The organism is Mesorhizobium sp. P2_D1, assembly GCF_056404455.1.
Genome location: NZ_JBFUDZ010000067.1, coordinates 1 through 24,109 on the forward strand (window position 1 = coordinate 1; position 24,109 = coordinate 24,109).

The 24,109-nt window shown below is 62.8% G+C and carries 23 protein-coding genes and 2 pseudogenes; 11 read left to right on the forward strand and 14 right to left on the reverse strand.

Annotated features, from left to right (window positions below):
* From AC1D0I_RS28945 to AC1D0I_RS28970, 6 genes and pseudogenes are all read left to right on the forward strand, one after another.
* On the forward strand, positions 1-1,348 hold a 1,348-nt coding region (locus AC1D0I_RS28945), incomplete at its 5' end, for an extracellular solute-binding protein (protein ID WP_477399452.1).
* An 80-nt stretch (positions 1,349-1,428) separates the two neighbouring features.
* Positions 1,429-2,490, forward strand: a complete 1,062-nt coding sequence (locus AC1D0I_RS28950; protein WP_010911632.1) for a carbohydrate ABC transporter permease — start codon at positions 1,429-1,431, stop codon at positions 2,488-2,490.
* 3 nt (positions 2,491-2,493) lie between these two features.
* On the forward strand, positions 2,494-3,432 hold the full coding sequence (locus tag AC1D0I_RS28955) for a carbohydrate ABC transporter permease (RefSeq protein WP_095084794.1): 939 nt from the start codon (positions 2,494-2,496) through the stop codon (positions 3,430-3,432).
* Position 3,433: 1 nt separating this feature from the next.
* Positions 3,434-4,522: an ABC transporter ATP-binding protein gene (locus tag AC1D0I_RS28960; protein WP_477399454.1), complete on the forward strand. Its 1,089-nt coding sequence runs from the start codon at positions 3,434-3,436 to the stop codon at positions 4,520-4,522.
* Positions 4,519-4,959, forward strand: coding sequence for a hypothetical protein (locus AC1D0I_RS28965; protein ID WP_457152532.1), 441 nt, complete (start codon positions 4,519-4,521; stop codon positions 4,957-4,959). Before AC1D0I_RS28960 ends, AC1D0I_RS28965 begins: the two co-directional genes overlap by 4 nt.
* A gap of 107 nt (positions 4,960-5,066) precedes the next feature.
* Positions 5,067-5,717, forward strand: a pseudogene (locus AC1D0I_RS28970) (ABC transporter ATP-binding protein); the annotation flags it as partial.
* 37 nt (positions 5,718-5,754) lie between these two features.
* Here AC1D0I_RS28970 and AC1D0I_RS28975 read toward each other — a convergent pair.
* Positions 5,755-6,747, reverse strand: coding sequence for an AraC family transcriptional regulator (locus AC1D0I_RS28975; RefSeq protein ID WP_477227855.1), 993 nt, complete (start codon positions 6,745-6,747; stop codon positions 5,755-5,757).
* A 184-nt stretch (positions 6,748-6,931) separates the two neighbouring features.
* On the opposite strand from AC1D0I_RS28975, the gene AC1D0I_RS28980 reads away from it, so the two are divergent.
* On the forward strand, positions 6,932-8,146 hold the full coding sequence (locus AC1D0I_RS28980) for an MFS transporter (protein ID WP_477399456.1): 1,215 nt from the start codon (positions 6,932-6,934) through the stop codon (positions 8,144-8,146).
* A 130-nt stretch (positions 8,147-8,276) separates the two neighbouring features.
* On the opposite strand, the gene AC1D0I_RS28985 is transcribed toward AC1D0I_RS28980, so the two are convergent.
* On the reverse strand, positions 8,277-8,624 hold the full coding sequence (locus AC1D0I_RS28985; RefSeq protein ID WP_477399458.1) for a GFA family protein: 348 nt from the start codon (positions 8,622-8,624) through the stop codon (positions 8,277-8,279).
* A 119-nt stretch (positions 8,625-8,743) separates the two neighbouring features.
* Here AC1D0I_RS28985 and AC1D0I_RS28990 point away from each other — a divergent pair, with 119 nt between their 5' ends.
* Positions 8,744-10,039 (forward strand): amidase, encoded by a 1,296-nt coding sequence (locus tag AC1D0I_RS28990; RefSeq protein ID WP_477399460.1) that lies wholly within the window; start codon positions 8,744-8,746, stop codon positions 10,037-10,039.
* 13 nt (positions 10,040-10,052) lie between these two features.
* Here AC1D0I_RS28990 and AC1D0I_RS28995 read toward each other — a convergent pair whose 3' ends face one another.
* The 5 genes from AC1D0I_RS28995 to AC1D0I_RS29015 are packed head-to-tail and all read right to left on the reverse strand — an operon-like array spanning position 10,053 to position 14,306.
* Complete coding sequence (locus AC1D0I_RS28995; RefSeq protein WP_477399462.1) at positions 10,053-10,442, reverse strand: hypothetical protein; 390 nt, start codon at positions 10,440-10,442, stop codon at positions 10,053-10,055.
* A gap of 42 nt (positions 10,443-10,484) precedes the next feature.
* Positions 10,485-11,465 carry a hydroxyacid dehydrogenase gene (locus AC1D0I_RS29000; protein ID WP_477399464.1) on the reverse strand — a complete coding sequence of 327 codons (981 nt, stop codon included), beginning with the start codon at positions 11,463-11,465 and terminating at the stop codon, positions 10,485-10,487.
* 5 nt (positions 11,466-11,470) lie between these two features.
* The gene (locus tag AC1D0I_RS29005; protein ID WP_477399466.1) at positions 11,471-12,187 is read right to left on the reverse strand and encodes a FadR/GntR family transcriptional regulator; all 717 of its coding nucleotides are present in this window, start codon (positions 12,185-12,187) and stop codon (positions 11,471-11,473) included.
* Position 12,188: 1 nt separating this feature from the next.
* On the reverse strand, positions 12,189-13,358 hold the full coding sequence (locus tag AC1D0I_RS29010) for a mandelate racemase/muconate lactonizing enzyme family protein (protein ID WP_477399468.1): 1,170 nt from the start codon (positions 13,356-13,358) through the stop codon (positions 12,189-12,191).
* A 60-nt stretch (positions 13,359-13,418) separates the two neighbouring features.
* Positions 13,419-14,306, reverse strand: coding sequence for a sugar phosphate isomerase/epimerase family protein (locus AC1D0I_RS29015; RefSeq protein WP_184877062.1), 888 nt, complete (start codon positions 14,304-14,306; stop codon positions 13,419-13,421).
* A 400-nt stretch (positions 14,307-14,706) separates the two neighbouring features.
* On the opposite strand from AC1D0I_RS29015, the gene AC1D0I_RS29020 reads away from it, so the two are divergent.
* The 3 genes from AC1D0I_RS29020 (at position 14,707) to AC1D0I_RS29030 (ending at position 17,990) form a co-directional block, all read left to right on the forward strand.
* A complete protein-coding gene (locus AC1D0I_RS29020; RefSeq protein ID WP_477399470.1) occupies positions 14,707-15,762 on the forward strand; it encodes a sugar phosphate isomerase/epimerase family protein in 1,056 nt (351 codons plus the stop codon).
* Positions 15,763-15,911: 149 nt separating this feature from the next.
* Positions 15,912-17,099 (forward strand): Gfo/Idh/MocA family protein, encoded by a 1,188-nt coding sequence (locus AC1D0I_RS29025; protein ID WP_477399471.1) that lies wholly within the window; start codon positions 15,912-15,914, stop codon positions 17,097-17,099.
* A 39-nt stretch (positions 17,100-17,138) separates the two neighbouring features.
* Positions 17,139-17,990, forward strand: a complete 852-nt coding sequence (locus AC1D0I_RS29030) for a sugar phosphate isomerase/epimerase family protein (protein WP_477399473.1) — start codon at positions 17,139-17,141, stop codon at positions 17,988-17,990.
* Between the two features lie 24 nt (positions 17,991-18,014).
* On the opposite strand, the gene phnE (AC1D0I_RS29035) is transcribed toward AC1D0I_RS29030, so the two are convergent.
* From phnE (AC1D0I_RS29035) to AC1D0I_RS29065, 7 genes and pseudogenes are all read right to left on the reverse strand, one after another.
* On the reverse strand, positions 18,015-19,382 hold the full coding sequence (phnE, locus tag AC1D0I_RS29035; RefSeq protein WP_477399475.1) for a phosphonate ABC transporter, permease protein PhnE: 1,368 nt from the start codon (positions 19,380-19,382) through the stop codon (positions 18,015-18,017).
* A gap of 103 nt (positions 19,383-19,485) precedes the next feature.
* The gene (gene phnE, locus AC1D0I_RS29040; protein WP_477399482.1) at positions 19,486-20,400 is read right to left on the reverse strand and encodes a phosphonate ABC transporter, permease protein PhnE; all 915 of its coding nucleotides are present in this window, start codon (positions 20,398-20,400) and stop codon (positions 19,486-19,488) included.
* A gap of 94 nt (positions 20,401-20,494) precedes the next feature.
* Positions 20,495-21,403: a phosphonate ABC transporter substrate-binding protein gene (gene phnD / locus AC1D0I_RS29045; protein ID WP_457153002.1), complete on the reverse strand. Its 909-nt coding sequence runs from the start codon at positions 21,401-21,403 to the stop codon at positions 20,495-20,497.
* Positions 21,404-21,504: 101 nt separating this feature from the next.
* Positions 21,505-22,353: a phosphonate ABC transporter ATP-binding protein gene (gene phnC / locus AC1D0I_RS29050; protein WP_477399477.1), complete on the reverse strand. Its 849-nt coding sequence runs from the start codon at positions 22,351-22,353 to the stop codon at positions 21,505-21,507.
* Positions 22,354-22,487: 134 nt separating this feature from the next.
* On the reverse strand, positions 22,488-23,198 hold the full coding sequence (locus tag AC1D0I_RS29055; protein ID WP_477399478.1) for a DUF1868 domain-containing protein: 711 nt from the start codon (positions 23,196-23,198) through the stop codon (positions 22,488-22,490).
* Positions 23,199-23,283: 85 nt separating this feature from the next.
* A complete protein-coding gene (locus tag AC1D0I_RS29060; RefSeq protein WP_477399480.1) occupies positions 23,284-23,901 on the reverse strand; it encodes a DapH/DapD/GlmU-related protein in 618 nt (205 codons plus the stop codon).
* Positions 23,898-24,109 (reverse strand): annotated as a pseudogene (locus AC1D0I_RS29065) (phosphonate C-P lyase system protein PhnL); the annotation flags it as partial. The gene AC1D0I_RS29060 and the pseudogene AC1D0I_RS29065, both read right to left, overlap by 4 nt.

The following is a 24,109-nucleotide window of genomic DNA, read 5'->3' on the forward strand; positions in this document are numbered from 1 at the left end:
TGCCGAAGAAGTGACGTTGACGATGGCGGTGCCGGATTGGCCCCCGACCCGCATTATGAAGAAGTTCTTCGACGAGCAGTACAAGCCCAAGTCTGGCAATACCGTGAAGCTCGATGTCGACTTCATTCCGTGGCCGGATTTCTACACCCGCGTCAACGCCTCGTTGACCTCGGGCGAAAAGAAGTACAATTTCATCGTGTCGGACTCGCAGTGGCTGGGCGCCTTCGTCGAAGGCGGCTACTTCCGCAAGATCAACGATCTCATCGATGCCGACCCGGAACTCAAGGCGGCGATGGAGTCGATGCATCCCGCCGTGCTCAACGCCTACTCGACCTATCCCAACAGCACGCCGAACTACTACGGCTTCCCGCAGTTCCCGGACGTGCTGGTCACCTACGGCCGCAAGGACGTGCTCTGCAACGACGACGAGCAGGCCGCCTTCAAGGCGAAGTACAATGAGAAGCTGCCCTGCACCGGCGAAGAAATCGACGCCATGGACTGGAACACGTTCGAGCATGTTGGCGAATTCTTCCAGCGCAAGAAGGGCGACAAGCTCGCCGGCCAGGTGCTGGATGACGATTTCTACGGCATCGCCTATCAGGCAGGCAAAGGCTACGACTTCTCGACGAGCTCGGTCCACACGTTCGTCTGGGAGCATGGCGGCGGCATCTGGGATGAAACCAAGGMCCCGACCGGACATGCCGAAGGCGTCGTAAACTCCCCGAAGTCCATCGAGGGCATGGAGCATTTCCTCAAATTGCTGAAGTACATGCCGCCGGTGGTCAAGACCGGCACCATGGACATCTTCGTCTCGGACCAGTTGTTCCGTGAAGGCAAGGTGGCCATGAACATCGACTGGATCGGTCTCGGCGAAGCCTCGCTCGATCCCAAGACGTCGAAGGTTGCCGACAAGCTGGTGTTCGGATTGGCGCCAGGCCTGCGCGGCCCCGACGGAAAGGTGAATCGTACGTCACAGATCGGCGGACAGCCTTTCGTTCTCACCACCTGGACGACGCCTGAGCAAATCAAGGAAGCGGTGGGCTTCGTGAAGTGGTGGCTCTCGCCCGATATCCAGCACCAGTTCGCCGCCGCCGGCGGCCAGTCCGCGATCAAGTCGGTCTACAGCGATCCGAAATACGTGACCTATCGTCCGTGGGACCGCGCCTGGGCGAACTCGCTCGACTGGCAGAAGGACATGTGGCACGTGCCGCAGTTCTTCGAACTGCTCACCCAGCAGCAGGATCAGTACGACCTAGCCATCACTGGCAAGCAGGACGCCAAGACCACCCTGGATAACATCGCCAAGTTCCAGGAGGACCTCCTGAAGAACGCTGGCCTTATCCAGTAACCTTCCAACATAGCTGCGGGGAGCGGGCAAAAGCCGCTCCCCATCATTGCCACGTCAGGCGCTCCATATTTCGGACTCTCATGACCGCTGTTTCAAGCACGCTGCTGACACCACGCCTTACCGCGGTTGTTGCCCACAACTGGAAACTCGCCATCGCTGTCGCTGTCGTCGTGTCGGCCATATCAATGGCGGGCTTGCCGGCGGCTGTCTCCTTCTGGGTGGTGGGCGCCGCGGCGGCGTTGGTCGCGGCCGCATTTACCGTCAACGCGTATCGCCGCCACTACTTCGGCGCCCTGCTGGTCGCTCCGGCAATCGCCGTTCTGTTTGTGATGAATATCTTCCCCCTGCTGTGGTCGCTGGGCCTTTCGTTCTTCGCCTACCAGGCAAACCAGCAGACGATCCGCTTCGTCGGACTCGGGAACTACGTCCGGATCCTTACCAACGATCTCGCTGCTCACGCGACTTGGGGCGCGCTGATCAATACCGCCATGTTCGTCGTGTTCACCGTCTCCGCGCAGATGATCGTCGGCTTTCTGCTGGCCATCCTGTTCGCCAAGCAATTTCCGCTGCGCAAGTATTTGTTGATCCTGGTGCTGACACCGATGATGCTTTCGGTTGTCGCCTCTGGCGTGTTCTTCACCTACTACTATGACCCGACATTCGGGATTCTCAGCTACGTCATCAATTCCATCTCCGGCAACCAGTTCATCCTGATGAGCAACAAAGTCGGTGCCGTGGCGGGAATCGTTTTCGCCGACGCATGGATGTGGTCGCCCTTCGTCATGCTCCTTGTGCTGGCGGGCCTCGTCTCGGTGCCGAAATACCTTTACGAGGCCGCTGCCATCGACCGTATTTCCAGCTGGCGGCAATTCTGGATGATCACCTTCCCCTACATCCGCGGCCTTCTGATGTTGGCCCTTCTCTTCCGCACCATCGAGGCATTCAAGCTGGCGGATCTCGTCATCCTCCTCACCAAGGGCGGCAACGACACACTGACGATCTCCTATCACTTGATCCGCATCGCCAACGAGCAGAACAAGACGAGTGAGGGCGCGGCGATCTCCTATCTGATGCTGTTCATGGTGATCGTTCTCACCAACCTCTACCTGTACCTCGCAAACCGCCGTACGAAGGGAGCCTGACCCGTGGCCGAATCGATATTGGGAAAGCTCGGCTTCGGCAGGGCCAGCGGAGTAGACAAGGCCGGCTGGGGGCGGACGCTCGCCGTGGCCGTCGTCGCCTTTATCTATTTTCTGCCGGTGCTGTTCATCATATTCACCGCCTTCAAACCGCAGGGCGACGCGCTCCTGGTGCCTCCGACGCTGTCGCCCACGTCGCTGTTCGGCTTGATTCCGGACCATTTTGTGTTCAAGCCCACGCTCGAAAATTTTGGGTCCGTCTTTTCCCGCTCGATGACGCCGGACGGTGCCCCGGAAGCGACAGGATTCGACCGTTATTTCTTCAACTCGATCTTCATCGCCTCGGCGTCGGTGCTGCTGGCGCTGGTCATCGGCACCCTGGCGGCCTTCGGCTTCTCGCGCTATCCGCTGAAAGGCAATGACACCTACCTGTTCATCATCCTGACCACGCGCATGCTGCCGGCGATTGTGGTGATCATTCCGGTGATCCTGATGTTCCGCGTAGTGGGCCTGTCGGGCTCGTATCTCGGCATCATCATGCTCTACACCGCCTTCAACCTGGCCTTCACCATCTGGATGATGAAGAGCTTCTTCGATGAATTGTCGCCAGACGTCGAGGATGCTGCCCGCATCGACGGATCGTCCGGAATGCGGGTGTTCTTCAAGATTTGCCTGCCCCAGGTCATTGCCGGGCTCGCCGCCACGTTCGTGTTCGGCCTGATCCTCACCTGGAACGAGTTCCTCTTCGCCCTGTTGCTCTCGGGGCCCGACACGAGAACGGTCCCGGTCGCCATGAACCAGGCCGTGTCGTCGGGTGGACGCGGCACCGACTGGACTTTGCTTGCCGCCATCGAAACCCTGTTCCTCGTCCCAGTCTTTCTGGTCACCTTCTTCTTGCAAAACCATCTGTTGCGCGGCGTTACCTTCGGCACCGTGAAGCGCTGAGATGTCAACCATCGAACTCCGCAAAGTCACCAAGCGTTTCGGCTCCTTCACCGCGGTCAAGGACGTTGACCTGTCGGTGGCCGCCGGTGAGGTCGTCTGCCTTCTCGGCCCGTCCGGCYGTGGCAAGACGACGACCCTGCGCGTCATCGCCGGGCTGGAAAGCGTCACTGACGGCGAGGTCGTCATCGCCGGCAAGGTGATGAACAACCTGCCGCCCGAAAAGCGCGACATCGCCATGGTGTTCCAGTTCTACGCGCTCTACCCGTCGGCATCGATCGGCGAGAACATCGCCTTCCCGCTCTATCATGACGGCATTTCCAGGGCTGAGCGGACTGCCCGCGTCAACCGCGTCGCCGCGATCCTCCACTTGGAGCACGTTCTCGACCGGCTGCCGAACCAGATATCCGAGGGCGAAAAGCAGCGCGCCGCCATGGCCCGCGCCATCGTCCGCGACCCCAATTGCTTCCTCTTCGACGAGCCCTTGTCGCGTCTCGATGTCGAACTGCGCCAGAGCATGCGTGGCCAGATCAAGGAAGTGCTGCAGGGCCTCTCCAAAGCAACCGTGATCGTGACCCATGACCAGCTCGAAGCGCTCACCATGGCCGACCGCATCGCCATCATGAAGGACGGCCTGATCGAGCAAGTCGGCTCACCGCACGAGGTTTTTGCCAAGCCCGCCAATGCTTTCGTGGCGAGCTTCATCGGCACGCCGCAGATGAATCTTCTCGAGGCCGACCTCAAGACCTTCGCCGATGGCACGGCGGAGATGGCCGTGGCCGGCATTAATCTGGCGATCCGCACGGACGCGGCGGTCGCGCGCCTGCAGCCCGGCAAGGTGACGATCGGTGTCCGCCCCCGCGCCTTCACCGCGACCGATACGGGGGACCGTGGCACCATCTCCGCCCGGGCCGAGCTCATCGAGCCCATGGGCGCCGAAACCCTTATTCATGCCCGCACGGCGGCAGGCGCCGACATCCGCGTCGTGGTGACGAGAAGCCAGCGGGTCAAGGTCGGCGAGGCGCTGAATCTACGCCCCGATCCCAGGCAAACCCATGTCTTCGATGGCGCCGGAAAGGCGGTGCGGTCATGAGCGAACGTTCTTCCGGCATGAGCCGGGCCGGCGCGTACTGCCTCGAGGTCTTCATCATTGGCCTGGGCGTCATGGCGCTGGTGCTGATCTTCCAACCCTTTTCCATCGGCCTGTACGCGGTCGGCAGCGGTCTCGTGGTGCTTGCCGGACTCATCAACAACCTGCTGCCGTTGGCCCAGCCGGGCGTCAAGGTGCGCAGTGTGGTGACCGTAGCGCTGGTCGTGGCGCTGGTCTTCTGCATTGTGCTGCTGGTTTCGATCACGGCGGCGCATCTCTACGGCGTCTTCTTCCTCAATCCACCGGACCCCAACACTCTCGCCGGCAAGGCGCAGCTCGCCACGCCGCCTTTCTACAAGCAGGCTTTCGTGTGGGAAATCGCCGCCGCGGCGGTGATTCTCGCGCTGGTCGTCACCGCTCTCAACAAGACAGCGCGATGATCAGCAGCTGACGCTATCCGGCAGGTCGCGCTCGCGCCGGTCCGCGCCGGTCGGTGTGCGTCGCCCTCTCAACTCTCACGCCGTCATCCTCCGGCTTGACCGGAGGACCCGATGCCGAGATCAAGGACCGCGTCGACCGCCGCCCGAACGCTCAGGATCGAGCACCTGCTCGACCGCAAGACCGACAAGCTGTCCGGCGGCGAGATGCAGCGCGTGTCGATCGGCCGTGCCATCGTGCGCAAGCCGCGCGTGTTCCTGATGGACGAGCCGCTGTCGGCGCTCGACGTCAAACTGCGCGAGGCGCTGCGCACGGAGCTCAAGAACCTGCAAATACAGCTCGGCGCCACCTTCCTGTTCGTCACCCACGACCAGATCGAGGCGATGTCCATGGGCGACAAGGTCGGCGTGCTCAACCATGGCCGCATCGTCCAGACCGGCACGCCGTACGAGATCTACAACAATCCGCGCGACACCTATGTGGCTAGCTTCGTCGGCTCGCCGCCGATGAACCTCATCGACGGCAAGCTGGTGAACGGCTGCGCGGTGATGGCGCCGCTGAATTTCGAACTGCCTTTTTCAGGGGGAGCCAAGGCGAGTGCGGCGACCGACGGCCGCCCGCTCGTGACGCGATGCTGCGCGCCACCGTGCCGGCCAGGACCGATGTGGCCATCGAGCAGCCGGTGCGCTTTGCCTGGAACTCCGACAAGGTGGTGCTGTTCGAAAAGGGCAGCGGCGTCAATTTGCGCCACGCGTCATAGGCCGCGACCTCGCTTATTTCGGCAGGTGGGGATCATCTCATAAGGTGTGTCGTTGATCAGCAGGACCCTGCTCTTCGGCGCGAAGATGGCTGGGCGCCGAGCCAATGACGCGCTTGAAGGCACGGCTGAAGGCGGCATCCGATTCATAGCCGAGACGCGCGGCAACGACGGAGATCTTCATCCGGTCGCGCACCAGCCACTGCCGCGCCTGGTGCATTCTGACCTGGGTGACATATTTAGCCGGCGTTTCTCCAACGATGGTGGCGAACCGCTCGGCAAATCCCGACCGCGAGGCGCCCATCATCCTGGCCAGCGACTCGACAGTCCAGTCGTGGTTCGGTTCGAGATGGATGGCGGCCAGCACGCGCCCGATCTCGCGGTCCCTGACCGCCGCAATCCAGCCGGACGAGTCGCCGCAACCGCGTTCGACCCATGAGCGGATGACGGTCGCGGCAAGCACGTCAGCCAGCCGCGCCATGATGCCGCCCGAGCCGACGCGCTCCATCGTCACTTCGCGTGCCATCGAGTCCAGCAAATGCGGTATCCCCGGTTCATAGGCTTCCAGCTCGTGCGTGCGCATCACGTCCGGCATCATGCCGAGCAAGGGATGCAGGCCATCGAGGTTGAAATACATGCTGGCGCAGAACAGCAGCGTTCCCGGTTGGCAGTCCTTGCCGCACATCTCCGCGTTCGACGTGCAGTAGACGTCCTTGCAGACCTCTTCGAGTTCGTAGCCGTGGATCGGCCAGGCCTGGGCGCCGGGTTCGCTGGCCAGCACATGCGCCGCACCGCGCGGCAGCAGCACCGCATCCCCCGCATTCAGCTCCACCCATTCGCCCGACGGCTGCTTCAACCAGCAGCCTCTACGGCCGATGAAATGAAACCGCGCCCCAGGTTGAGCCGGGAACTGGATGCCCCACGGCTCCTTCATTTCGCAGCGACCGTATTCGACGCCATCGAGACGCAGGCCGCGCAATATGTCTGTCAGCGGGTCGCCCGTGATCGGGATTTTGGACGAATGGTCAAACATAATGGGGTTTCTAGCATGGAAACTCCAGGCGGTCACTCCCTATGTTGCGTTGCAGCCAAATGCTGCGCTGCAAACAAGATCGAAGACCGGCCACATAGCCAAGCCGAGATGGCAAGGCATGAAACGGGTGGAGCCCCGGTCGGTCGTTCCCTATGTGGCGCTGCAAACAGATCGGAGACTGACCATGGCCGAACCCGCGACAGGCGTCATCGACGCCACACTTCTGAACCCCGCAGACTCTGATGAACGAACCGAGCCGGCATGGGGCGCCGTGGTCTCGCTGGCGCTTGGAGTTTTCGGCCTCGTTACCGCCGAGTTCCTGCCGGCCAGCCTGCTGACGCCAATGGCGCGCGACCTCGGCGTCACCGAAGGCGTGGCCGGACAAGCGGTGACGGCGACCGCCATCGTCGGCGCCATTGCCGCCCCGACCATGGCCATCATCACCAGGCGCATGGACCGCAGGCTGGTGATGTGGATGCTGACGATGTTCCTGATCCTCTCCAACCTTCTGGCTACCTTCGCGTCATCGCTTACCGTGCTTCTGCTTGCCCGCGTCGTGCTCGGCGTAGCACTTGGCGGCTTCTGGGCGATGTCGGCGGCGATGGCGCTGCGGCTGGTGCCGATGCGGCTGATGCCGCGCGCCATGTCGATCATCCTGACCGGCGTTTCGCTGGCGACGGTCTGCGCAGCACCGGTCGGCGCCTATGTCGGTGACATCTGGGGCTGGCGGACCGCCTTCATGATCGCCACCGTCGTCGGCGCCCTGGCGCTGCTGGTGCAGGTGGCCACCATTCCGAAGCTGCCACCCGTGGGYGTGGCAAGCTTCCGTACCTTGCTCGATGTGCTCGAGCGGCCCTCCATCAGGGTGGCACTGCTGGTCGTGCTGCTCGTTGCCTCGGGACACTTTGCCGGCTTCACCTACGTGCGGCCTTTCCTCGAGAAGGTCCCCGTGCTCGACATCGAGACAATCTCGCTGGTGCTTCTGGCCTATGGCGTTGGTGGCTTCTTCGGCAATGTCGCCGGCGGCTTCCTGGCCGAACGCAACCTCAAGGCAGCCGTTGCGCTGGCGCCCTTGCTGATTGCGGCGGCGGCTGCCTCGATGCTGGTTTTCGGTGCCTCCCCCATGGTCGCTGCCGCCGCGGTTGCGGCTTGGGGCTTTGCCTTCGGCGCGGTGCCGGTTGGGCTGCAGAGCTGGCTGGTGCGGGCCGCGCCCGATCAGGCAGAAAGCGCAGGCGGATTGATGGTGGCGACGTTCCAGGTGGCGATTGCGCTCGGTGCTGTCTTCGGTGGCCTGCTGGTCGACCATGCCGGCGTGGCCAGCGCCTTCGCCTATTGCGGCACGGCGACATTGCTGGCGGCGATCGTGGTGTTCCTGCGCGGTCCGAAGCAGGTCAACTAGCCGTCGGACTCACCATTTGGCGATAACTTCCTGACGCGAAGCATCGGCCCGCGAACCATCACGGTTTCGGGCCGATGCCGTTATGCGGCAAGCGACAAAGCGAACCTTGCCGGTGCGACTGGAGATAGGTTCAGACCGAGCGGCCATCGAAGTCGAAGACTGGCAAGGTCGAAGGGTCAAAATCCGCAACGCAATGCATGTTGACGTAGGCGCTGCGTTCACGGCCTTCGCCGACATCCTCAGCGAAGGGGTGGACTCCACAGGTGCGGCAGAAGCGGTGCGCGATGGCGTGGTTGCCGAATGTGTAGATGCCCAAGTCATCGCCCCAGGCCAGAACGTGCAAGGTCTCGTGCGGGATGGCACACAACAGGGTACCCTTGCGCGAGCAGATCGAGCAATTGCACCGCACGGCGTCGGTCAGCTCGGCTTCGAACTCGAAGGCGACCTTGCCGCAGTGACAGCTGCCTTTGTAGAGCATCGGATTTTTCCTCGTATCGACAGGGTGCAAAACCGCCTGCGCCGGTTTAAGTCTCGGCAGGCCAAGTGCTGGCCGCTACCTCTTAAGACGTTCAAGGCGTCCGGAGTCCGACACCGAAAATGCAATCAGCCCGTGACCATCTCGAAACCATCCTCGCGCGCCTCGCCGCCCGTGCCGGCGAAGAACATGTGTTCACGAAGCTTTATGCCGAAGCCGCGCGGGCCGCGGCCGACGCCAGCGATGCCCGCAAACGGGTAGGTGTGACGCTGGGGCCGCTCGATGGCACCATTGTCTCGATCAAGGATCTGTTCGATGTCGCAGGCGAACCTACCACGGCCGGCTCGCTCATGCTCAGGACCGCTGCACCTGCGCTGCGCGACGCCGCCATCGTTGGCCGGTTGCGGCAGGCCGGCGCGGTGATCGTCGGCAAGACCAACATGACCGAATTCGCCTTCACGGCGATCGGCGACAACCAGCATTACGGCACGCCCGGCAATGCCGCCGACGCCAGCCGCATTCCTGGTGGTTCCTCCTCGGGTGCTGGCGTTTCCGTCGGCGAGGGGACGAGCGAAATCTCCATCGGTTCCGACACCGGTGGTTCGATACGCATTCCGGCATCGCTCAACGGTGTCGTCGGCTTCAAGCCGACCGCTAGGCGGGTGCCTCTCACCGGCGCTTTCCCGTTGTCCGGCACGCTGGACTCGATCGGGCCGCTTGCCCGAACCGCCGCCCAGTGCGCCGCCGCCGACGCCGTGATGGCCGGCGAGGAAGCGGAAGCGCTGACGTCGATCTCCCTCGCGGGGCTTCGCGTGGGCATCCCGCGCGGCGTCCTATTCGAAGAAACGCAAGGCGAGGTGGCGACCGCGTTCGATCGATGCCTTCGCAAGGTCGAACTGGCGGGTGCAGGGGTGGCGGATCTGTCGATAGACGATCTGCTTGGAGAGATGCGCGCGGCGACCAAGCGCGGTTCGATCGCTGCCATGGAAGGGGCGGAGATCCATGCCGACTGGTTGGCGACGGGGGCATCGGTGCCGGTCGACCCACATGTCAGCGGGCCTTTGTCGCGGGCAGCTATGCTGCCGACGCCAGTTTACATCAGGACAATGCGTCGTCGCGCCGCGCTCGCGGCCGCCATGGACGAGCGGCTGGCATCGGTCGATGTGCTGGCCCTGCCGACCACACCGGTGACGGCGCCGACCATCGTTTCGATGGTCGACGATGCCGAACAGCGCGACCGCACCGAAGGCCTACTGCTGCGCAACACGCAGGTTGCCAACCAGTTCGACCTTTGTGCGATCTCGCTGCCGATGCCGGGCATGGTGCGCCCGGCAGGATTGATGCTGGTGGCGCGCAATGGCCATGACCGGCGCCTGTTGCGGATTGCTGCCGAAATAGAGTCGCTGCTTGGCGCTTGATCGACGCGGAGTATCAGTGCGACGAACAGTGCTTGCGTTCGCTTTCCTTGGCGGTGCGTACGATGCCGGTCGCAACCAGCCAGGGCAGGCTGTGCTCCTTGCCGGTGATGGTCTGCGTGCGATGCTCGATCGATCCCCTGACGACGATCTTTCCGGCGTAAAGCGCGTCTGAAAGATCCGTTATCGCCTTGTCGGCCTGCGGCAATCCGCTGCTGTCGATCGACACGCCCTTGATGATCGTGCCGGTGGCAAGGTCGAGCGCGCTGTTCGACGGGCAGGGTGCCTTGAAGCAGCGCAGCCCGTTGTCGCAGTAGACATAGCTGCTCTCCGCCGTGGCAAGCGACGGCACGACGGCTGTCGAAGCGGTGGCAACAAACAACAGCGCGGAGCGAAGACTGGACATGGCAGCCAGCCTCGCCAGAAAATGAGGCGAAACGGCGATGCGTTACACGCTCGCAGGAAACCGCCGGCGGTAGTGATCGACCACTTCGGGGTTGCGCAGGTTGACCGGCAGTTTGTCGGCCAGCACCAGCAAGGCTTCACCGGCCGCGCCGACGCCCATGCGCATCATCGATTCCTCGGTGATGCCTGCCATGTGCGGGGTGATGATGACATTGTCGAAGCTGAAATAGGGATGATCTGGCGGCAGCGGCTGCGTCGAAAACACATCGAGTGCAGCACCGCCGATGCGGCGTTTCTGCAAGGCATCGATCAGGGCGTCGTCATCGACGACCGGTCCGCGCGATACGTTGATCAGCAGCGCATCGGGCTTCATGCGGGCGATCCGCTCGCGATTGATCAAGCCGCGCGTCTCCGGCGTCAACGGACAGCACAGAACGATGATGTCGCTCTGCTCGACCAGGGCGTCGATGGACAGGAAGCCGACTTTCTCCGGCGCCGGCTGCATGCTGCGCGTCGTTGCCACCACCTTCAGGTCGAAACCATGCGCCGCGATATGGCCGACGGCTTGGCCAACGGCGCCAAGGCCGACGATGCCGATCGTCTTGCCGGCAAGTTCGCTGTTGGAATTGGCGTGCTCGCGGCCGGCGAGCCAGCCTTTCGCGCGCAAGTCGCGATCGACGATGCGGAAGCGGCGAAGCAGGGCAAGTGCTGCAAACATGACGTGTTCGGCAACCGAGCGCGCGTTGACCGCCGGCACATTCGCCACCAGCACGCCGGCCGCGAAGGCCGCTTCCATCGGGATCATATCGAGCCCGGCGCCATGGCGGATTGCCGCCCTCAGCTTTGTGGCACCCTCGAAGAGCTGTGGCGGCAGGTGCGCGCGCACGATGACGATGTCAGCGTTTTTCGCCTCGCCAGCCAGCGTCGCTGGGTCGAGAGCAGAAGCGACGACAAGCTCGCCGGCGCCGGCCAGCATGGCCGAGGCGCGCGGATGCAGGGGGTGTGTGGTGAGGATGCGGGCCATGTCGATCAGGCTCTTTCGAGCGTCGGGTTTTGAGGTTCCTCGCCGTGGCCCTCGATCAGGCCCTTCCAGTAGCTCTCGGCGCCCTGCAGATGAGCGCTCATCAGCGCCTGGGCGAGATTGCCGTCGCGGCGCAGAAGCGCCTCGTAGATCTGGATGTGCTCGGCATGCGAGCGCACGCTGCGCTCGGGATCGTTGAAATAGATCGGCAGGCGCTGCTCGCCCATCATGTAATAGACGCTGCAGACATTGTGGAAAACGCTGTTCTTGGTCGCGCGGACGATCTCAAGGTGGAATTCGCGGTCTTCCTTGGCCAGGCCTTCGCCTGCGGCGATGCGCTCTTCCGAAGCCTTCAGGATTTCGCGCAGACGCTCGAAATTCTCTTCGGTGGCGCGCGAACAGGCAAGCTCGGCCGCCTTGATCTCATGGATCTTGCGCAACTCGACCGTCTCGTAGATCTGGATCGGATYGAGCGGCAGGCCGGCGCGCGCGAACAGCGCCATCGCCTCGACGCTGGCCTGCTTGGTGTCGATGTAGATGCCGGACTTGGCCCTGCGCTCGACGATACGCATGGCTTCGAGGATGGCGAGCGCCTCGCGGATCTGGCCGCGGCTGACGCCGAACTGCTCCGCCAGCTCACGTTCCGACGGCGTTCGGCCGGTCTCCTTGTCCGAATGGGAGAACAGGTAGGCAGCGAGTTCCGCGAGAAGGTTCTTTTCTTTCATGTCAATCGCGTTGCGCGTGCGCCTCCAGGAACCGCTCCGAAATGGTGAACCCCAGACCCGGCTTTTCCGGGATCGCTATCATACCGTCCTTGGCTTCGACAGTCTCTTCGATCAGATCATGGATCATCGGGTTGGCGCCGAGCGAATATTCGACGGTGAAACTAGCCGGCGAAGCAGCACAGATGTGCACTCCAGCGAAGAAGCACGGCGCGCCGGCCCACAGATGCGGCGCAAAGCGCAGGTTGAAGGCGCTGGCGATGGTGCCGATCTTCATCGCTTCGCTGATGCCGCCGCAGAAGGCCGGATCGGGCTGGAAGATGTCGGCGGCTTTCAGCACGGCAAGGTCGCGGAAGGCATAGCGCGTTGCCTCACTTTCGCCGGTGGCGATCGGAACGGCACCGCTTGTCCGCACTTCGGCCATGCCTGGCTTGTCGTCGGCGATGATCGGCTCCTCGAACCAGGCGAGGTCCAGATCGTCGACGAGGTGGATGAAGCGCTTGGCTTCGGCCACCGTGTAGGTGCCGTGGGCGTCGACCATCAATTCGACATCGGGGCCGAGCGCCTGCCGTGCGGCACGGACGCGGGCGGCGGAGACATGCGCGGCACCGTCCATGGCGCCGACCCGCATCTTCAGCGCCTTGAAGCCGCCTTTGGCGATATACGATTTCAATTGCTCGCCGATGGCGTCGGCGGACGCCCAGCCGCCGGACGCATAGGCCGGCATGCGGTCGAACTTGCGGCCGCCGAGGAGCCGCCAGACCGGAACGCCAAGCGATTTGCCCAGGATATCCCAGAGCGCGATATCGACGGCGCTGATGGCAGCTATGCTCATGCCGCGCCGCGCCAGTTGCGGCATGGCATGGCCGGCGCGGGCGGCGCTGTCGTGGCGAACGCCGTTGTAGAGCATCTCCCAGATGACGCCGATGTCGGCCGGATCGCGGCCGATCAATTGCGGCCCGACCTCATGGTTCAGCATGTGGACAAGCGCCCCGTAGCTGCCGGCGCTGCCGGCGGCGTTTTTGCCTTCGCCCCAGCCGACCAGCCCGTCATCGGTCTCGATGCGCAGGATGGCGGCGTCAAAGGTCGTCACCTGACCGAAGTCGCTGCGGTGTTGCCGAGCGGCTTCGATCGGGATGCGGATCCACCAGGCTTGGACGGTCTTGATGCGCATGGTCTTCCCCGGCCCTGCCGCCGGTCGGGGCGAAAGGGCAATTTCCCAACAGGCAGTCGACTACTTGATCAGCGGCAGCAACGTTTCTGCGGTGATGCGCATCTGGTCGGTGTAGAATTTCTCGGTCAGAACGCTGGAGCCGTGATCCTGGATGAACTTCAGCTGCTCGGGCGAAATGTCGACCGGATGGCGCTCGACCATGTCGGGATAGGGCGCGGCCGGCGTGCGGTCGACCGGGGCGACGAACTCGTTGGTCAGCGCGCCGTCGTAGCCGACCTCCTTCAGCGTGGCGACGATCTTCGGCCAGTCGATCTGGCCGAGGCCGGCGGCAAAGCGGTTGTTGTCGGCGACATGGAAGTCGAACAGGCGCTTGCCGACCTGCCGGATCGCGTCATAGACGTTAAATTCCTCCATGTGGATGTGGTAGGCGTCGAGGCAGACGCCGCATTCGGGGCTGACCGCGTCGGCCAGTGCCAGGGCCTGGGCGCCGCGATTGAACAGATAGGTTTCGAAGCGATTGAGCGGTTCGACGGCAATCTTGACGCCGACCTTCTTGGCGTGGGTGAAGCATTCCCGGGTCGCGTCGACAACCCATTTCCATTCCTCTTCCTCGGTGCCATCCGGCACCACCTTGCCAACCGTCGCCGGAACCAGCGTGATGATCTCGCCATCGAGTTCGCTGATCATCGTCAGCACGTCCTTGACATACTGCACGGAACGCTCGCGTTGGCCCTGGTCCTTGGCGGCGAGGTTGCGCTCGCCCAGCATCAAGGTCACCGCGCCCCAGCAGCGGATACCATGCTCCTTCAGCAGCGCCCGCGTCTCCTTGGTCTTGTACTGCTCGGGCTCGCCGGAAATCTCGATCGACTCATAGCCGAATTTCTTGATGCGCTTGAGCGTCGTCTCCAGCGGTTCCGCGCGCATCCAGTTGTGCGTCGAAAGGTGCATGGTCTGTCCTTCCCAAATTCGTCTTTATGGTTCGCCTGCACATGCATCGCTGAAAGGCGACGCAAGGGTTCCTCCCCAAGGCATCCCCAGCCTTTTTTCGCAAACTGGTTCGACCAATTGGGCCTGAAGCGAGGTCTACAGCAATTTCCCATGGACGGCAAGAAGCGGCGGACTGCTGCGCTCACTCCGAATTATTTCATTGATTATATTGAGATATGTATCCCTTTTTTGCTTACCCGAGGGGTTCCGGCGATGCACTACAAGACTTGACCAAATCCTTGTATTTGGTAATACCAGAATAGCGGTGCGCACAAGCGCCCGGTGTGAAAAGACCAAAGTGGCTGGCCCTGCTTCCAATCGGCGCTATGCTCGGTCGCGAGGAAAATGAGGGAGGATGCCGATGCCGACGACAATGAAGGGCCCTGGACTGTTTCTGGCGCAGTTTGCAGGTGACGCCGCGCCGTTCAATTCACTGGCTTYGATCACCAAATGGGCGGCTGGTCTTGGCTACAAGGGCGTGCAGATCCCGACCTGGGACGCGCGCTTGTTCGATCTCAAGAAGGCGGCATCTTCCAAGGCCTATTGCGACGAGGTGAAAGGCATCTGTGCCGACGCCGGCATCGAGATCACGGAACTGTCGACGCATCTGCAGGGACAATTGGTGGCGGTGCATCCGGCCTATGATGCGCAGTTCGATGGCTTTGCGCCGGCTTCGGTGCACAACAATCCCAAGGCGCGTCAGAAATGGGCGGTCGAACAGATGAAGTTCGGCGCCAAGGCCTCGCGCAATCTCGGTCTGAACGCCTCTGTGAGTTTCTCCGGAGCACTGGCTTTCCCTTACCTCTATCCGTGGCCACAGCGGCCGGCCGGCCTGATCGAGGAGGCTTTTTCGGAGCTCGGCAAGCGCTGGAAGCCGATCCTTGACGTCTATGAGGACAATGGCGTCGATGTCGGCTACGAAATTCATCCCGGCGAGGACGTGTTCGACGGCGCTACCTTCGAGATGTTCCTCGACGCGGTTGGCGGCCACAAGCGCTGCAACATCAACTACGATCCGTCGCATTTCCTGCTGCAGCAACTCGACTATCTCGAATTCATCGACATCTATCACGAGCGCATCAAGGCGTTCCACGTCAAGGACGCCGAGTTCAACCCGACCGGGCGGCAAGGCGTCTATTCCGGCTATCAGAGCTGGACCAACCGCGCCGGCCGCTTCCGCTCGCTCGGCGACGGACAGGTGGATTTTGGCGGCATCTTTTCCAAGCTGACGCAGTACAACTACGATTCCTGGGCGGTGCTGGAATGGGAATGCTGCCTGAAGCACCCGGAAGACGGCGCGGCAGAGGGCGCACCATTTATCCAGCACCACATCATTCGGGTGACGGAAAAGGCATTCGACGACTTTGCCGGCGGCACCACCGACAAGAAAGTGCTGCGCGGCATGATGGGAATTTAACGCGCCTCTCCTCCCCCTCGAGGGAGGGTGGCCGACGGGGCCGGTAGAGCCAGTTCATCCGCGCTCTATCTCTACGACCCCACCGATCCGCTGCGCGGATCGACCTCCCCTCAAGGGGMGGGGATATTTTAGACACGAGGAGAAAAGACATGGTCGGCGCATCGAAGTCGGAAACGGGAGGCGGTCCGATCCGCTATGGCATGGTCGGCGGCGGGCAAGGCGCCKTCATCGGCGCGGTGCACCGCATCGCGGCGCGCATGGACAATGATTTCGTGCTGGTCGCCGGTGCGCTGTCATCGGATCCGGCACGCGCCAAGGCGTCGGCCGCCGAACTCGGGCTCGACCCGGATCGCAGCTACGGCTCCTATGCCGAGATGGCCAAGGCCGAGGCCAGGCGGCCCGACGGCATCGAGGCGGTGGCCATCGTTACCCCCAACAATGTCCATGTGCCGGCGGCCAAGGCCTTCCTCGAGGCCGGCATCCACGTCATCTGCGACAAGCCGCTGGCGACGACGCTTGCAGAGGCCAAGAAGCTGGCCGCCGTGGTCGAGAAGACCGGCAAGGTGTTCGTGCTCACCCACAACTACACAGCCTATCCGATGGTGCGGCAGGCGCGCGAGATGGTGGCCAAGGGCGTGCTCGGCGACATCCGCATCGTGCAATCCGAGTATCCACAGGACTGGCTGACCGAGGACCTCGCAGCCACCGGCCAGAAGCAGGCGTCGTGGCGTGGCGATCCCAAGCAGGCGGGCGCAGGCGGCGCGCTGGGCGACATCGGCACCCACGCCTACAATCTGGCGCGCWTCGTCTCGGGACTGGAACTCGATTCGCTTTCGGCCGATCTCGATGCCTTCGTGCCGGGGAGGCTGCTCGACGACAATGTCAACGTCATGCTGCGCTTCAAGCCCGACGGCAAGACGCATGCGGCCAAGGGCATGATCTGGGCAAGCCAGGTGGCACCGGGCCATGAAAACGGGCTGAAGCTGCGCATCTATGGCTCCAAGGGCGGGCTGGAATGGGTGCAGGCCGACCCGAACTATCTCTGGTACACGCCATTCGGCCAGCCCAAGCAACTGATCACCCGCAACGGCGCCGGTGCATTGCCGGTGGCGGGGCGTGTCAGCCGGGTTCCGCCGGGCCATCCCGAGGGCTACCTCGAAGGTTTCGCCAACATCTACCAGGAGGCCGCGCGCGCCATCCGCGCAGCGCGCAAGAAGGGCGGCAAGCCGGCGAAGGATGTCGTCTTTCCGACCATTCAGGACGGCGTCGAGGGCATGGCCTTCATCGAGGCCTGCGTGAAGTCGTCGAAGAAGAATGGGGCCTGGACGAAACTGTAGCTTCGACCGGCGAGGGGAATTCACTGGGGAGGGGCGTCGATGAAAATCGGCATGTGCATGTTCCTGTGGACGACGGCGGTGTCGAAGAAACACGAGCCGTTGCTCCGCGACATCAAGGCAACCGGTTTTGATGGCGTCGAGATACCGATCTTCGCCGGCACGTCCGACGACTACAAGAAACTGGGTGAGTTGCTCGACCGTATCGGGCTGGAGCGGACCGCCGTGTCAGCGATGGGCGATCCGGCGATGAACCTGATCGCGGCCGACGCCGCGACCCGCAAGGCCGGCGTCGACTATATGAAATGGGCTATCGACTGCGCCGACGCGCTCGGCGCCAGCACGCTGAGCGGACCGCTGCATTCGACGCTCGGTGCCTTTTCCGGCTCAGGGCCGACAGCCGCCGAAAAGAAGCGCTCGGTCGCTTCGCAACGCGCGATCGGCGATCATGCCGGCAAGAGGAACGTCACAATCGGGCTCGAGGCGCTGAACCGCTTCGAATGCTATCTTCTCAACACGATGGCGGATCTGTCCGAGCATATCGATGCCATCGACCGGCCGCACATCAAGGCGATGTACGACACGTTCCATGCCAACATCGAGGAAGCCGACCCGATCGGCGCCTATACAAAACACCGCAGGAATGTCGTCCATATCCATATTTCGGAGAACGACCGCGGCGTGCCGGGGCGCGGCAATATCCCGTGGAAGGAAACGTTCTCCGCCATCCGCAAGAGTGGCTATGACGACTGGCTGACGATCGAGGCGTTCGGCCGTTCGCTCAAGGACCTGGCGGCGGCGACCAAGGTGTGGCGCGATTTTTCCGAGAGCCCGGAAGCCGTCTATCGCGACGGCTACAATCATATCAGGAACGGGTGGAAGAAAGCGGCATAAGGCGCGCCTTAAGCGCCGCAGTCGCTAATCTTGCTCGGCCTGGATCCTGTTGTAGTCGTGGATGGTCCGGCTCAGCCTGCGGCGCAGGAAGTTGGATATGTTGTCGAAGATGAACACGACTGCCAGCGTCAGCAGCACCATGTAGAAGACGTTGGCCCAGTTGGAGTTGGTGCGCATCGCTTCCCATAGTTTCAGGCCGATGCCGCCGGCGCCGACGGCGCCGATGATCGTGGCGCCGCGGGTGTTGGATTCCCACTGGTAGAGCGTCTGGCTGATGAAGATCGGGATCACTTCAGGCATCACGCCATAGCGCTGCACCAGAAGACCGTTGGCGCCTGTCGACTTGATGCCCTCGCGCGGCTTGTCGTCGATGTTCTCGAGGCTTTCCGAATAGGTTTTGCCCAGCGTGCCGATCTCGGTGAAGAAGATCGCGGCACTGCCGGCCAGCGGGCCAGGGCCGAAGGCGCGGGTGAAGAACAGCGCCCAGATCAGCATGTCGACCGAACGCATGAAGTCGAAGAAACGCTTGAGCACCTGGCTGAGCAGCCCGTTCGGCGTGATGTTGCGGGCGGCGAAGAAGRCAAGCGGGAAGGCGACGATGCCACCGAGCAGCGTGCCGAGAAAGGCCATGACGATGGTCTGCAGCAACTTCGTCCAGACGTCGCCGTGCTGCCACTGGGCGTTGTTCCAGATATTGTCTCCCGCCAGCGCGAGGTTCGAGGTGCCCGGCTTGAGTTCGGGGCCGGACACGATCAGCGAGACCACTTCGCTGGCCGACTTGCCGAAGAAGGGCGAGCGCGTGTCGAAGACGAAATTTGCCCAGCCGAGGAAGCGCTTGCGGACCTTGACGCGGTCGACGGTGACGCGCACTTCGCCGGCGAAGCCCATCTTGGCCACCACCTCGTCGTCATGAGCGGTGATCCAGTCCGGCACCGGGCCCGAGATCACCGGCTTGCCGCCGGTCAGCGACACCGGCACCGTCTCGCCATTGGCCACGATCGTCGCCTTGGTCTTGTCGAAGGTGACGGACTTGTCCGGACCGTCGATCAGGACGCTGAAGGTGCCGTCCGCGTTCTTGATGACCCAGTCTGGGTTCGGGTTCTCGCCAAGCGCGGAAAAGCGCGGGTATTTCGGTGTTATCTCGGGCTGGTCGAGCCGAAATTCCGGCTGCAGGTCATAGCTGACCCACTGCGTCAGGAAGAGCGGCAGGCGTTCCCAGTGCGATTCCCGCAGCACTTGCGGCAGGCTGAAGAACCACAAGGCATAGATGAGGTAGAGCAGTATGCCGACGAACAGGAACAGCGGGGCAAAGCGCTTGTACGTCGGCCGCCGGAACACTTGCGGGTAGCGCTCCTCGATCAACCGGATTTCGTCGGCGGTCATCGTCGCCATGATCAAGAACCTGATCCATCCCGATAGGACCGGGATGGGGCTCTATCTTTTGGTTTTGCCATGGTCTTTTCCGAAAACCGGATTCCACTTTTCGGGATCATGGCTAAGCACCCATCAGGAAGGCTTGTTCGCCGACCAGCTTGCGGCGCAGCCAGGCGGAGAACTGGTCGATGATGAAGATGGTCGTGAACAAGAGCAGCACCAGCGCCAGCGTCTTGGCGCCGAAGCCGCGTGAAATCGAGAGTTTCAATTCCTCGCCGATGCCGCCGCCGCCGACGGCGCCGATGATGGTCGAAGCGCGCACATTGATCTCGACGCGGAGCAGCGTGTAGGACATGAAGTTGGGCAGCACCTGCGGCAGGTCGGCGAAGCGCACACGCTCGAACCAGTTGGCGCCGACCGCCCTCAGGCCTTCCTCGGCGCGCATATCGATGTTCTCGTTGATCTCATAGAACAGCTTGCCGAGCGCGCCTATCGAATGCAGGCCGATGGCGATGATAGCAGCGATCGGACCGGTCGAGACGATGGCGGCGAAGAGGCCAGCAATGACGATCTCCGGAAAGGCGCGCAGCAGCTCCATGAAGCGCTTGACGACGAGCCTCAGCACCGGATGCGGCGTCAGGTTGCGCGCGGCGATGAAGGAAAACGGCACGGCGAAGATGAAGCCGATAAACGTCGAGACCAGGGCCACGTTCACCGTGGTCAGCATGAGCTCGAAATATTCAGGGATGTAAAAGCCGCCCCAGACATAGACGCGGCCGAGCGGAAAGTTGAATTCCTGGGTGCCAGTGTCATGCGGCGAGGCAATGTCGAACAGCGCCCGCCAGACGTCGTTCCAATCCTTGGGGATCAGCCAGCTCAGGAAGTCCAGAATATGCGGCAGCCGGTCGAAGAAGTGCCCGGCATTGGCTTCGTCGGCGAACCACATGCTCGCAAACATCGCGGCAAGCAGTAAACCGACGCCAAGCACCGTATAGAGCCGGCGCAGCGATATCTGGCGTCGCCAGGCATTGGCCATCTGATGGGCGGCGGAGGGGGCTGTCACGGAAAGGGTCATGATCGGACAAACAGAAAGGGCGGTGCTTTGAACACCGCCCTTCTGATTTTTGCCGTTAGCCGCCGATGGCCGCCTTACGGGCTTCGACGATGACGTTGTAGAAGTCCGCCTTCACCGGAACGTAGCCGGTGAAATCGCCGCCTTCGACGCCCTCGAAGCAAGCCTTGTCCTTGGCCGGCAGGGCCGTGAAGAAGGCAGTCAGCTTGGCAGTCATGTCGTCGCCGAGTGCGGTGCGCACGACCAGCGGGCCGTTCGGGATCAGGCCCGAGCGCCAGACTTCGACGAAGTCGTTGGGGTCGACGGCGCCCTTGGCGACTTCCTTGTGGAAGGTGCCGGAGGTGTAGCCGTTCTTGAAATCGCCGATGCCCGAGGAATCGTCCACCGCGACGTCGACCTTGCCGTCACGCACGGCCAGGACGTTGTTCTCGTGGCCGCCATTGAACTGGGTCGAAGCGAAGAAGGTTTCGTTCGAAGCGCCAGTGTCCTTCGGGATCTGGGTCAGCGGGATCAGATAGCCGGAGGTCGAATCCGGATCGGCGTAGCCGAGCTTCTTGCCCTTGGCCGACTTGATGTCGGTGATGCCGGAAGACTTGAGCGCCAGGCCGATCGAATAGTAGCCGGTGGCGCCGTCGGTCTGCTGGGTGGTGAGGATCGGGGTTACCGCCTTCGGGTCCTTGAGGGCGATGCTGGCATAGCCGGAAGCGCCGAGTTCGGCGAAGTCGAGGGTGCCGCCGAGCAGGCCCTGGATGACGCCGTCATAGTCGGCGGCGGGGAACAGCGAGACCTTCTCGAAACCGAATTCGGCCTTCAGATGGTCGGCCAGGCACTGGTAGTTGCGCAGCCGGTCGGTTTCGTTCTCGCCGCCGAGGATGCCGACGCGGAATTCCTTCATATCGGCGGCGTGGGCCATGCTGGTTGCCATGGCGAGCACCGAAACGGCGCTGAAAACCATCTTCCTGAACATTGGATATCTCTCCTGTGGGTTCCGGCCCCGCGCCGGTAGCGTTGGTTATTCTGACAGGTGCCCTTGACGCGGGCTGGCGATCCAGGTCGCTCTTTCTTGACTCAATATCCCGGGAATGCGGGCTCGAGCGGTCCGGCGGATGCAGTGATCTTTTGCTTGTAGGCGATGCTGGTCGAGGTGATGGCCTCGGAGATTTCGCCGCCATTGCTGTCGGCGCCATAGACGAGGCGGACGGCCTCGCGGTTGAGCTCTTCCGGCGGGCCGTCGAAGACGACCTTGCCGGCGGCCATGCCGATGATGCGGTTGCAGTAGGCGCGGGCAGTGTCCAGCGTGTGCAGATTGGTGACGACGGTGATGCCTTCGCGCAGATTGATGTCCTGCAGTGAATCCATCACCACCTTGGCGTTGAGTGGGTCGAGCGAAGCGATCGGCTCGTCGGCGAGGATCACCTTGGGCTGCTGCATCATGGCGCGGGCAATGGCGACGCGCTGCTGCTGGCCACCCGACAAAGTACCGGCAGGCTGCATTGCGGTGCGGGCAATGTCGAGCCGCCCGAGCGCGGCGACCGCCTCGGCGCACTCGGCGCGGGAAAACATGCCGAGCAGGTTCGAGATGGTCGAACGGTGGTTCAGCTTGCCGAGCAGCACATTGGTCAGCACGTCGAGGCGCGGCACCAGGTTGAATTGCTGGAAGATCATGGCGCAGTCGCGCTGCCAGCGCCGGAGCGGCGAACCGCGGAGCTGGGAAACCTCGGCGCCGTCAAAAAAAATCGATCCCTGGCTGGGATCGATGAGACGATTGATCATGCGAAGWAGGGTTGATTTGCCGGCACCCGAACGGCCGATAATGCCAACCATCTGACCCTGCGGGATCGAGACGTTGATATCGCTGACGGCAGTGTTCTTGCCAAATCGTCGGGTGACGCCGCGGATTTCGAGCGTGGCTGACATGGTCGTTTCCAGTCCAGTCGCGTTGAAGGTCTGTTAAGAACTTCGCTAGCGCAGCGCCATGAACCTGCGGTGTCGGATTGATGTCAGTTTTGTTACTGCCCACAGGCGCGGCGTCAGGCGCCTGGTGGTGTCGATCAGCTGAGCACCTGCAACTCCTCGAAATGCTCCATGTCCCTGAAGCTGCAGAAGGCCGGCGCCTTGATCTCGATCGCCGGAGCCTGCCGCGCGAAAAGCGCGAGAGAGTCATCGAACAGTTGCTGCCATGCGGCCGCCCTGTCATCCGCAAGACGCTGGATCTGATATGCGAAGGTGATGTGGAAGACGTAGCTGTCATGGTCGGGATGCCGGTAGCCGAACGGCACCGCCAAGGARTCGCGCCAGGCGCGCATGATGCGCACGTCCTCGTCGGTCGCGCCGGCGACGGTGAGGCCGGTCGGTACGATTTCGACCACCTTGATGTTGAACGGGCCGAGGCCGTTGAAGCCCTTCAAGCGTTCCAAATAGAGGCGGGTCATGGCGTCGATGCTGGTGTCGAGCGGCACGTCATGTGGCCAGTAGGGCAAGCGGCGGCGATATTCGATGATGCCCTGGAACAGCGTCATGTGCAGGCTGGAGACGGGGGTGAAGGCCAGCCGGTCGGCATCGGGCATCGCCAGCATCCGGTCGCGCACCTCAAGCACCACGGCCTCGGAGGGCGAACCGCTGACGAGATGGCTGACGACCGTGTTGCCGGGCTCGATCAGGAAATTGCCCGACATGTCGTAGCGCGTGCCGAGATGAACCGGTGGCTTCGGATTGGAGCCGGCAAAGAATCCGGCGAGCGAGGGTCTGACTGAAACAGGCATTGCGATCTCCAGGGCAGATGGCGTCCTGCCCCGGCGATGTGTCAGGGAGATGAAACAGGCTCACCTATGACAATGATGTGATGGCCTATCCGCCATATTTTTCCAGAAAGGCCTCGGCCGACAGTTCCCGAAAATCATCCAGTGCTGTCCGCAGCTTGGCATGGTCCCAGTCCCACCAGGCGAGCGCCTGGTAGCGTTCGGCGGTGCGGCGGTCGAAACGCTCGCGGATCGGTCTGGCCGGCACGCCGCCGACGATGGTGTAAGGTGCGACATCCTTCGACACGACGGCACCGGCGCCGACCGCGGCGCCGTCGCCAACAGTGACGCCGGGCAGGATGGTCGAGCCGTGACCGAGCCAGGTGTCGTGGCCGATGGTGACCCGCTTGGCGCGTCGCTGGGCGAAGAACTCGCTCTCATGCTCGGCGTCGTCCCAATAGTCGGAGGCGCGGTAGGTGAAATGGTGCAGCGTCGGCCGCCATGTCGGGTGGTTGGTGGCGTTGATGCGCACGCTGGCTGCAATGTTGGAAAACTTGCCGATCGTCGCGCACCAGACGGCGCAGTCCTGCATCATGTAGGAATAGTCGCCGAGGATGCTCTCGGAAACCCGGCTGCGGTCGGCGATCTCGGTCCAGCGGCCAAGCGTCGAGTTCTGCACATCCGCCGTCGGGTGGATCAGCGGCGTCTCTGACAGTTTTTTCGTCATGCGGCGATTTTTCCGGGCGCGAAAGCGGTGACGTCGATGATGCGGTCGGCGACGGCCTCGCGCACGTCGTGGTCGTGGAAGATGCCGAGCAGGGCGACGCCCGCGGCCTTCTTGGCGGCGATGAGTTCGATCACAACGTCGCGATTCCTGGCATCGAGCGAGGCGGTCGGTTCGTCGAGCAGCAGGATCGGGTGCTCGGTGATGAAGC

Bases quoted from the DNA above. Each gene is read 5' to 3' on its own strand.
- AC1D0I_RS28950 (WP_010911632.1), top strand. From the start codon at position 1,429: ATGACCGCTGTTTCAAGCACGCTGCTGACACCACGCCTTACCGCGGTT.
- AC1D0I_RS28965 (WP_457152532.1), top strand. From the start codon at position 4,519: ATGAGCGAACGTTCTTCCGGCATGAGCCGGGCCGGCGCGTACTGCCTC.
- AC1D0I_RS28975 (WP_477227855.1), bottom strand. From the start codon at position 6,747: ATGTTTGACCATTCGTCCAAAATCCCGATCACGGGCGACCCGCTGACA.
- AC1D0I_RS28985 (WP_477399458.1), bottom strand. From the start codon at position 8,624: ATGCTCTACAAAGGCAGCTGTCACTGCGGCAAGGTCGCCTTCGAGTTC.
- AC1D0I_RS28990 (WP_477399460.1), top strand. From the start codon at position 8,744: ATGCAATCAGCCCGTGACCATCTCGAAACCATCCTCGCGCGCCTCGCC.
- AC1D0I_RS28995 (WP_477399462.1), bottom strand. From the start codon at position 10,442: ATGTCCAGTCTTCGCTCCGCGCTGTTGTTTGTTGCCACCGCTTCGACA.
- AC1D0I_RS29000 (WP_477399464.1), bottom strand. From the start codon at position 11,465: ATGGCCCGCATCCTCACCACACACCCCCTGCATCCGCGCGCCTCGGCC.
- AC1D0I_RS29010 (WP_477399468.1), bottom strand. From the start codon at position 13,358: ATGCGCATCAAGACCGTCCAAGCCTGGTGGATCCGCATCCCGATCGAA.
- AC1D0I_RS29015 (WP_184877062.1), bottom strand. From the start codon at position 14,306: ATGCACCTTTCGACGCACAACTGGATGCGCGCGGAACCGCTGGAGACG.
- AC1D0I_RS29030 (WP_477399473.1), top strand. From the start codon at position 17,139: ATGAAAATCGGCATGTGCATGTTCCTGTGGACGACGGCGGTGTCGAAG.
- phnE (WP_477399482.1), bottom strand. From the start codon at position 20,400: ATGGCCAATGCCTGGCGACGCCAGATATCGCTGCGCCGGCTCTATACG.
- phnD (WP_457153002.1), bottom strand. From the start codon at position 21,403: ATGTTCAGGAAGATGGTTTTCAGCGCCGTTTCGGTGCTCGCCATGGCA.
- AC1D0I_RS29060 (WP_477399480.1), bottom strand. From the start codon at position 23,901: ATGACGAAAAAACTGTCAGAGACGCCGCTGATCCACCCGACGGCGGAT.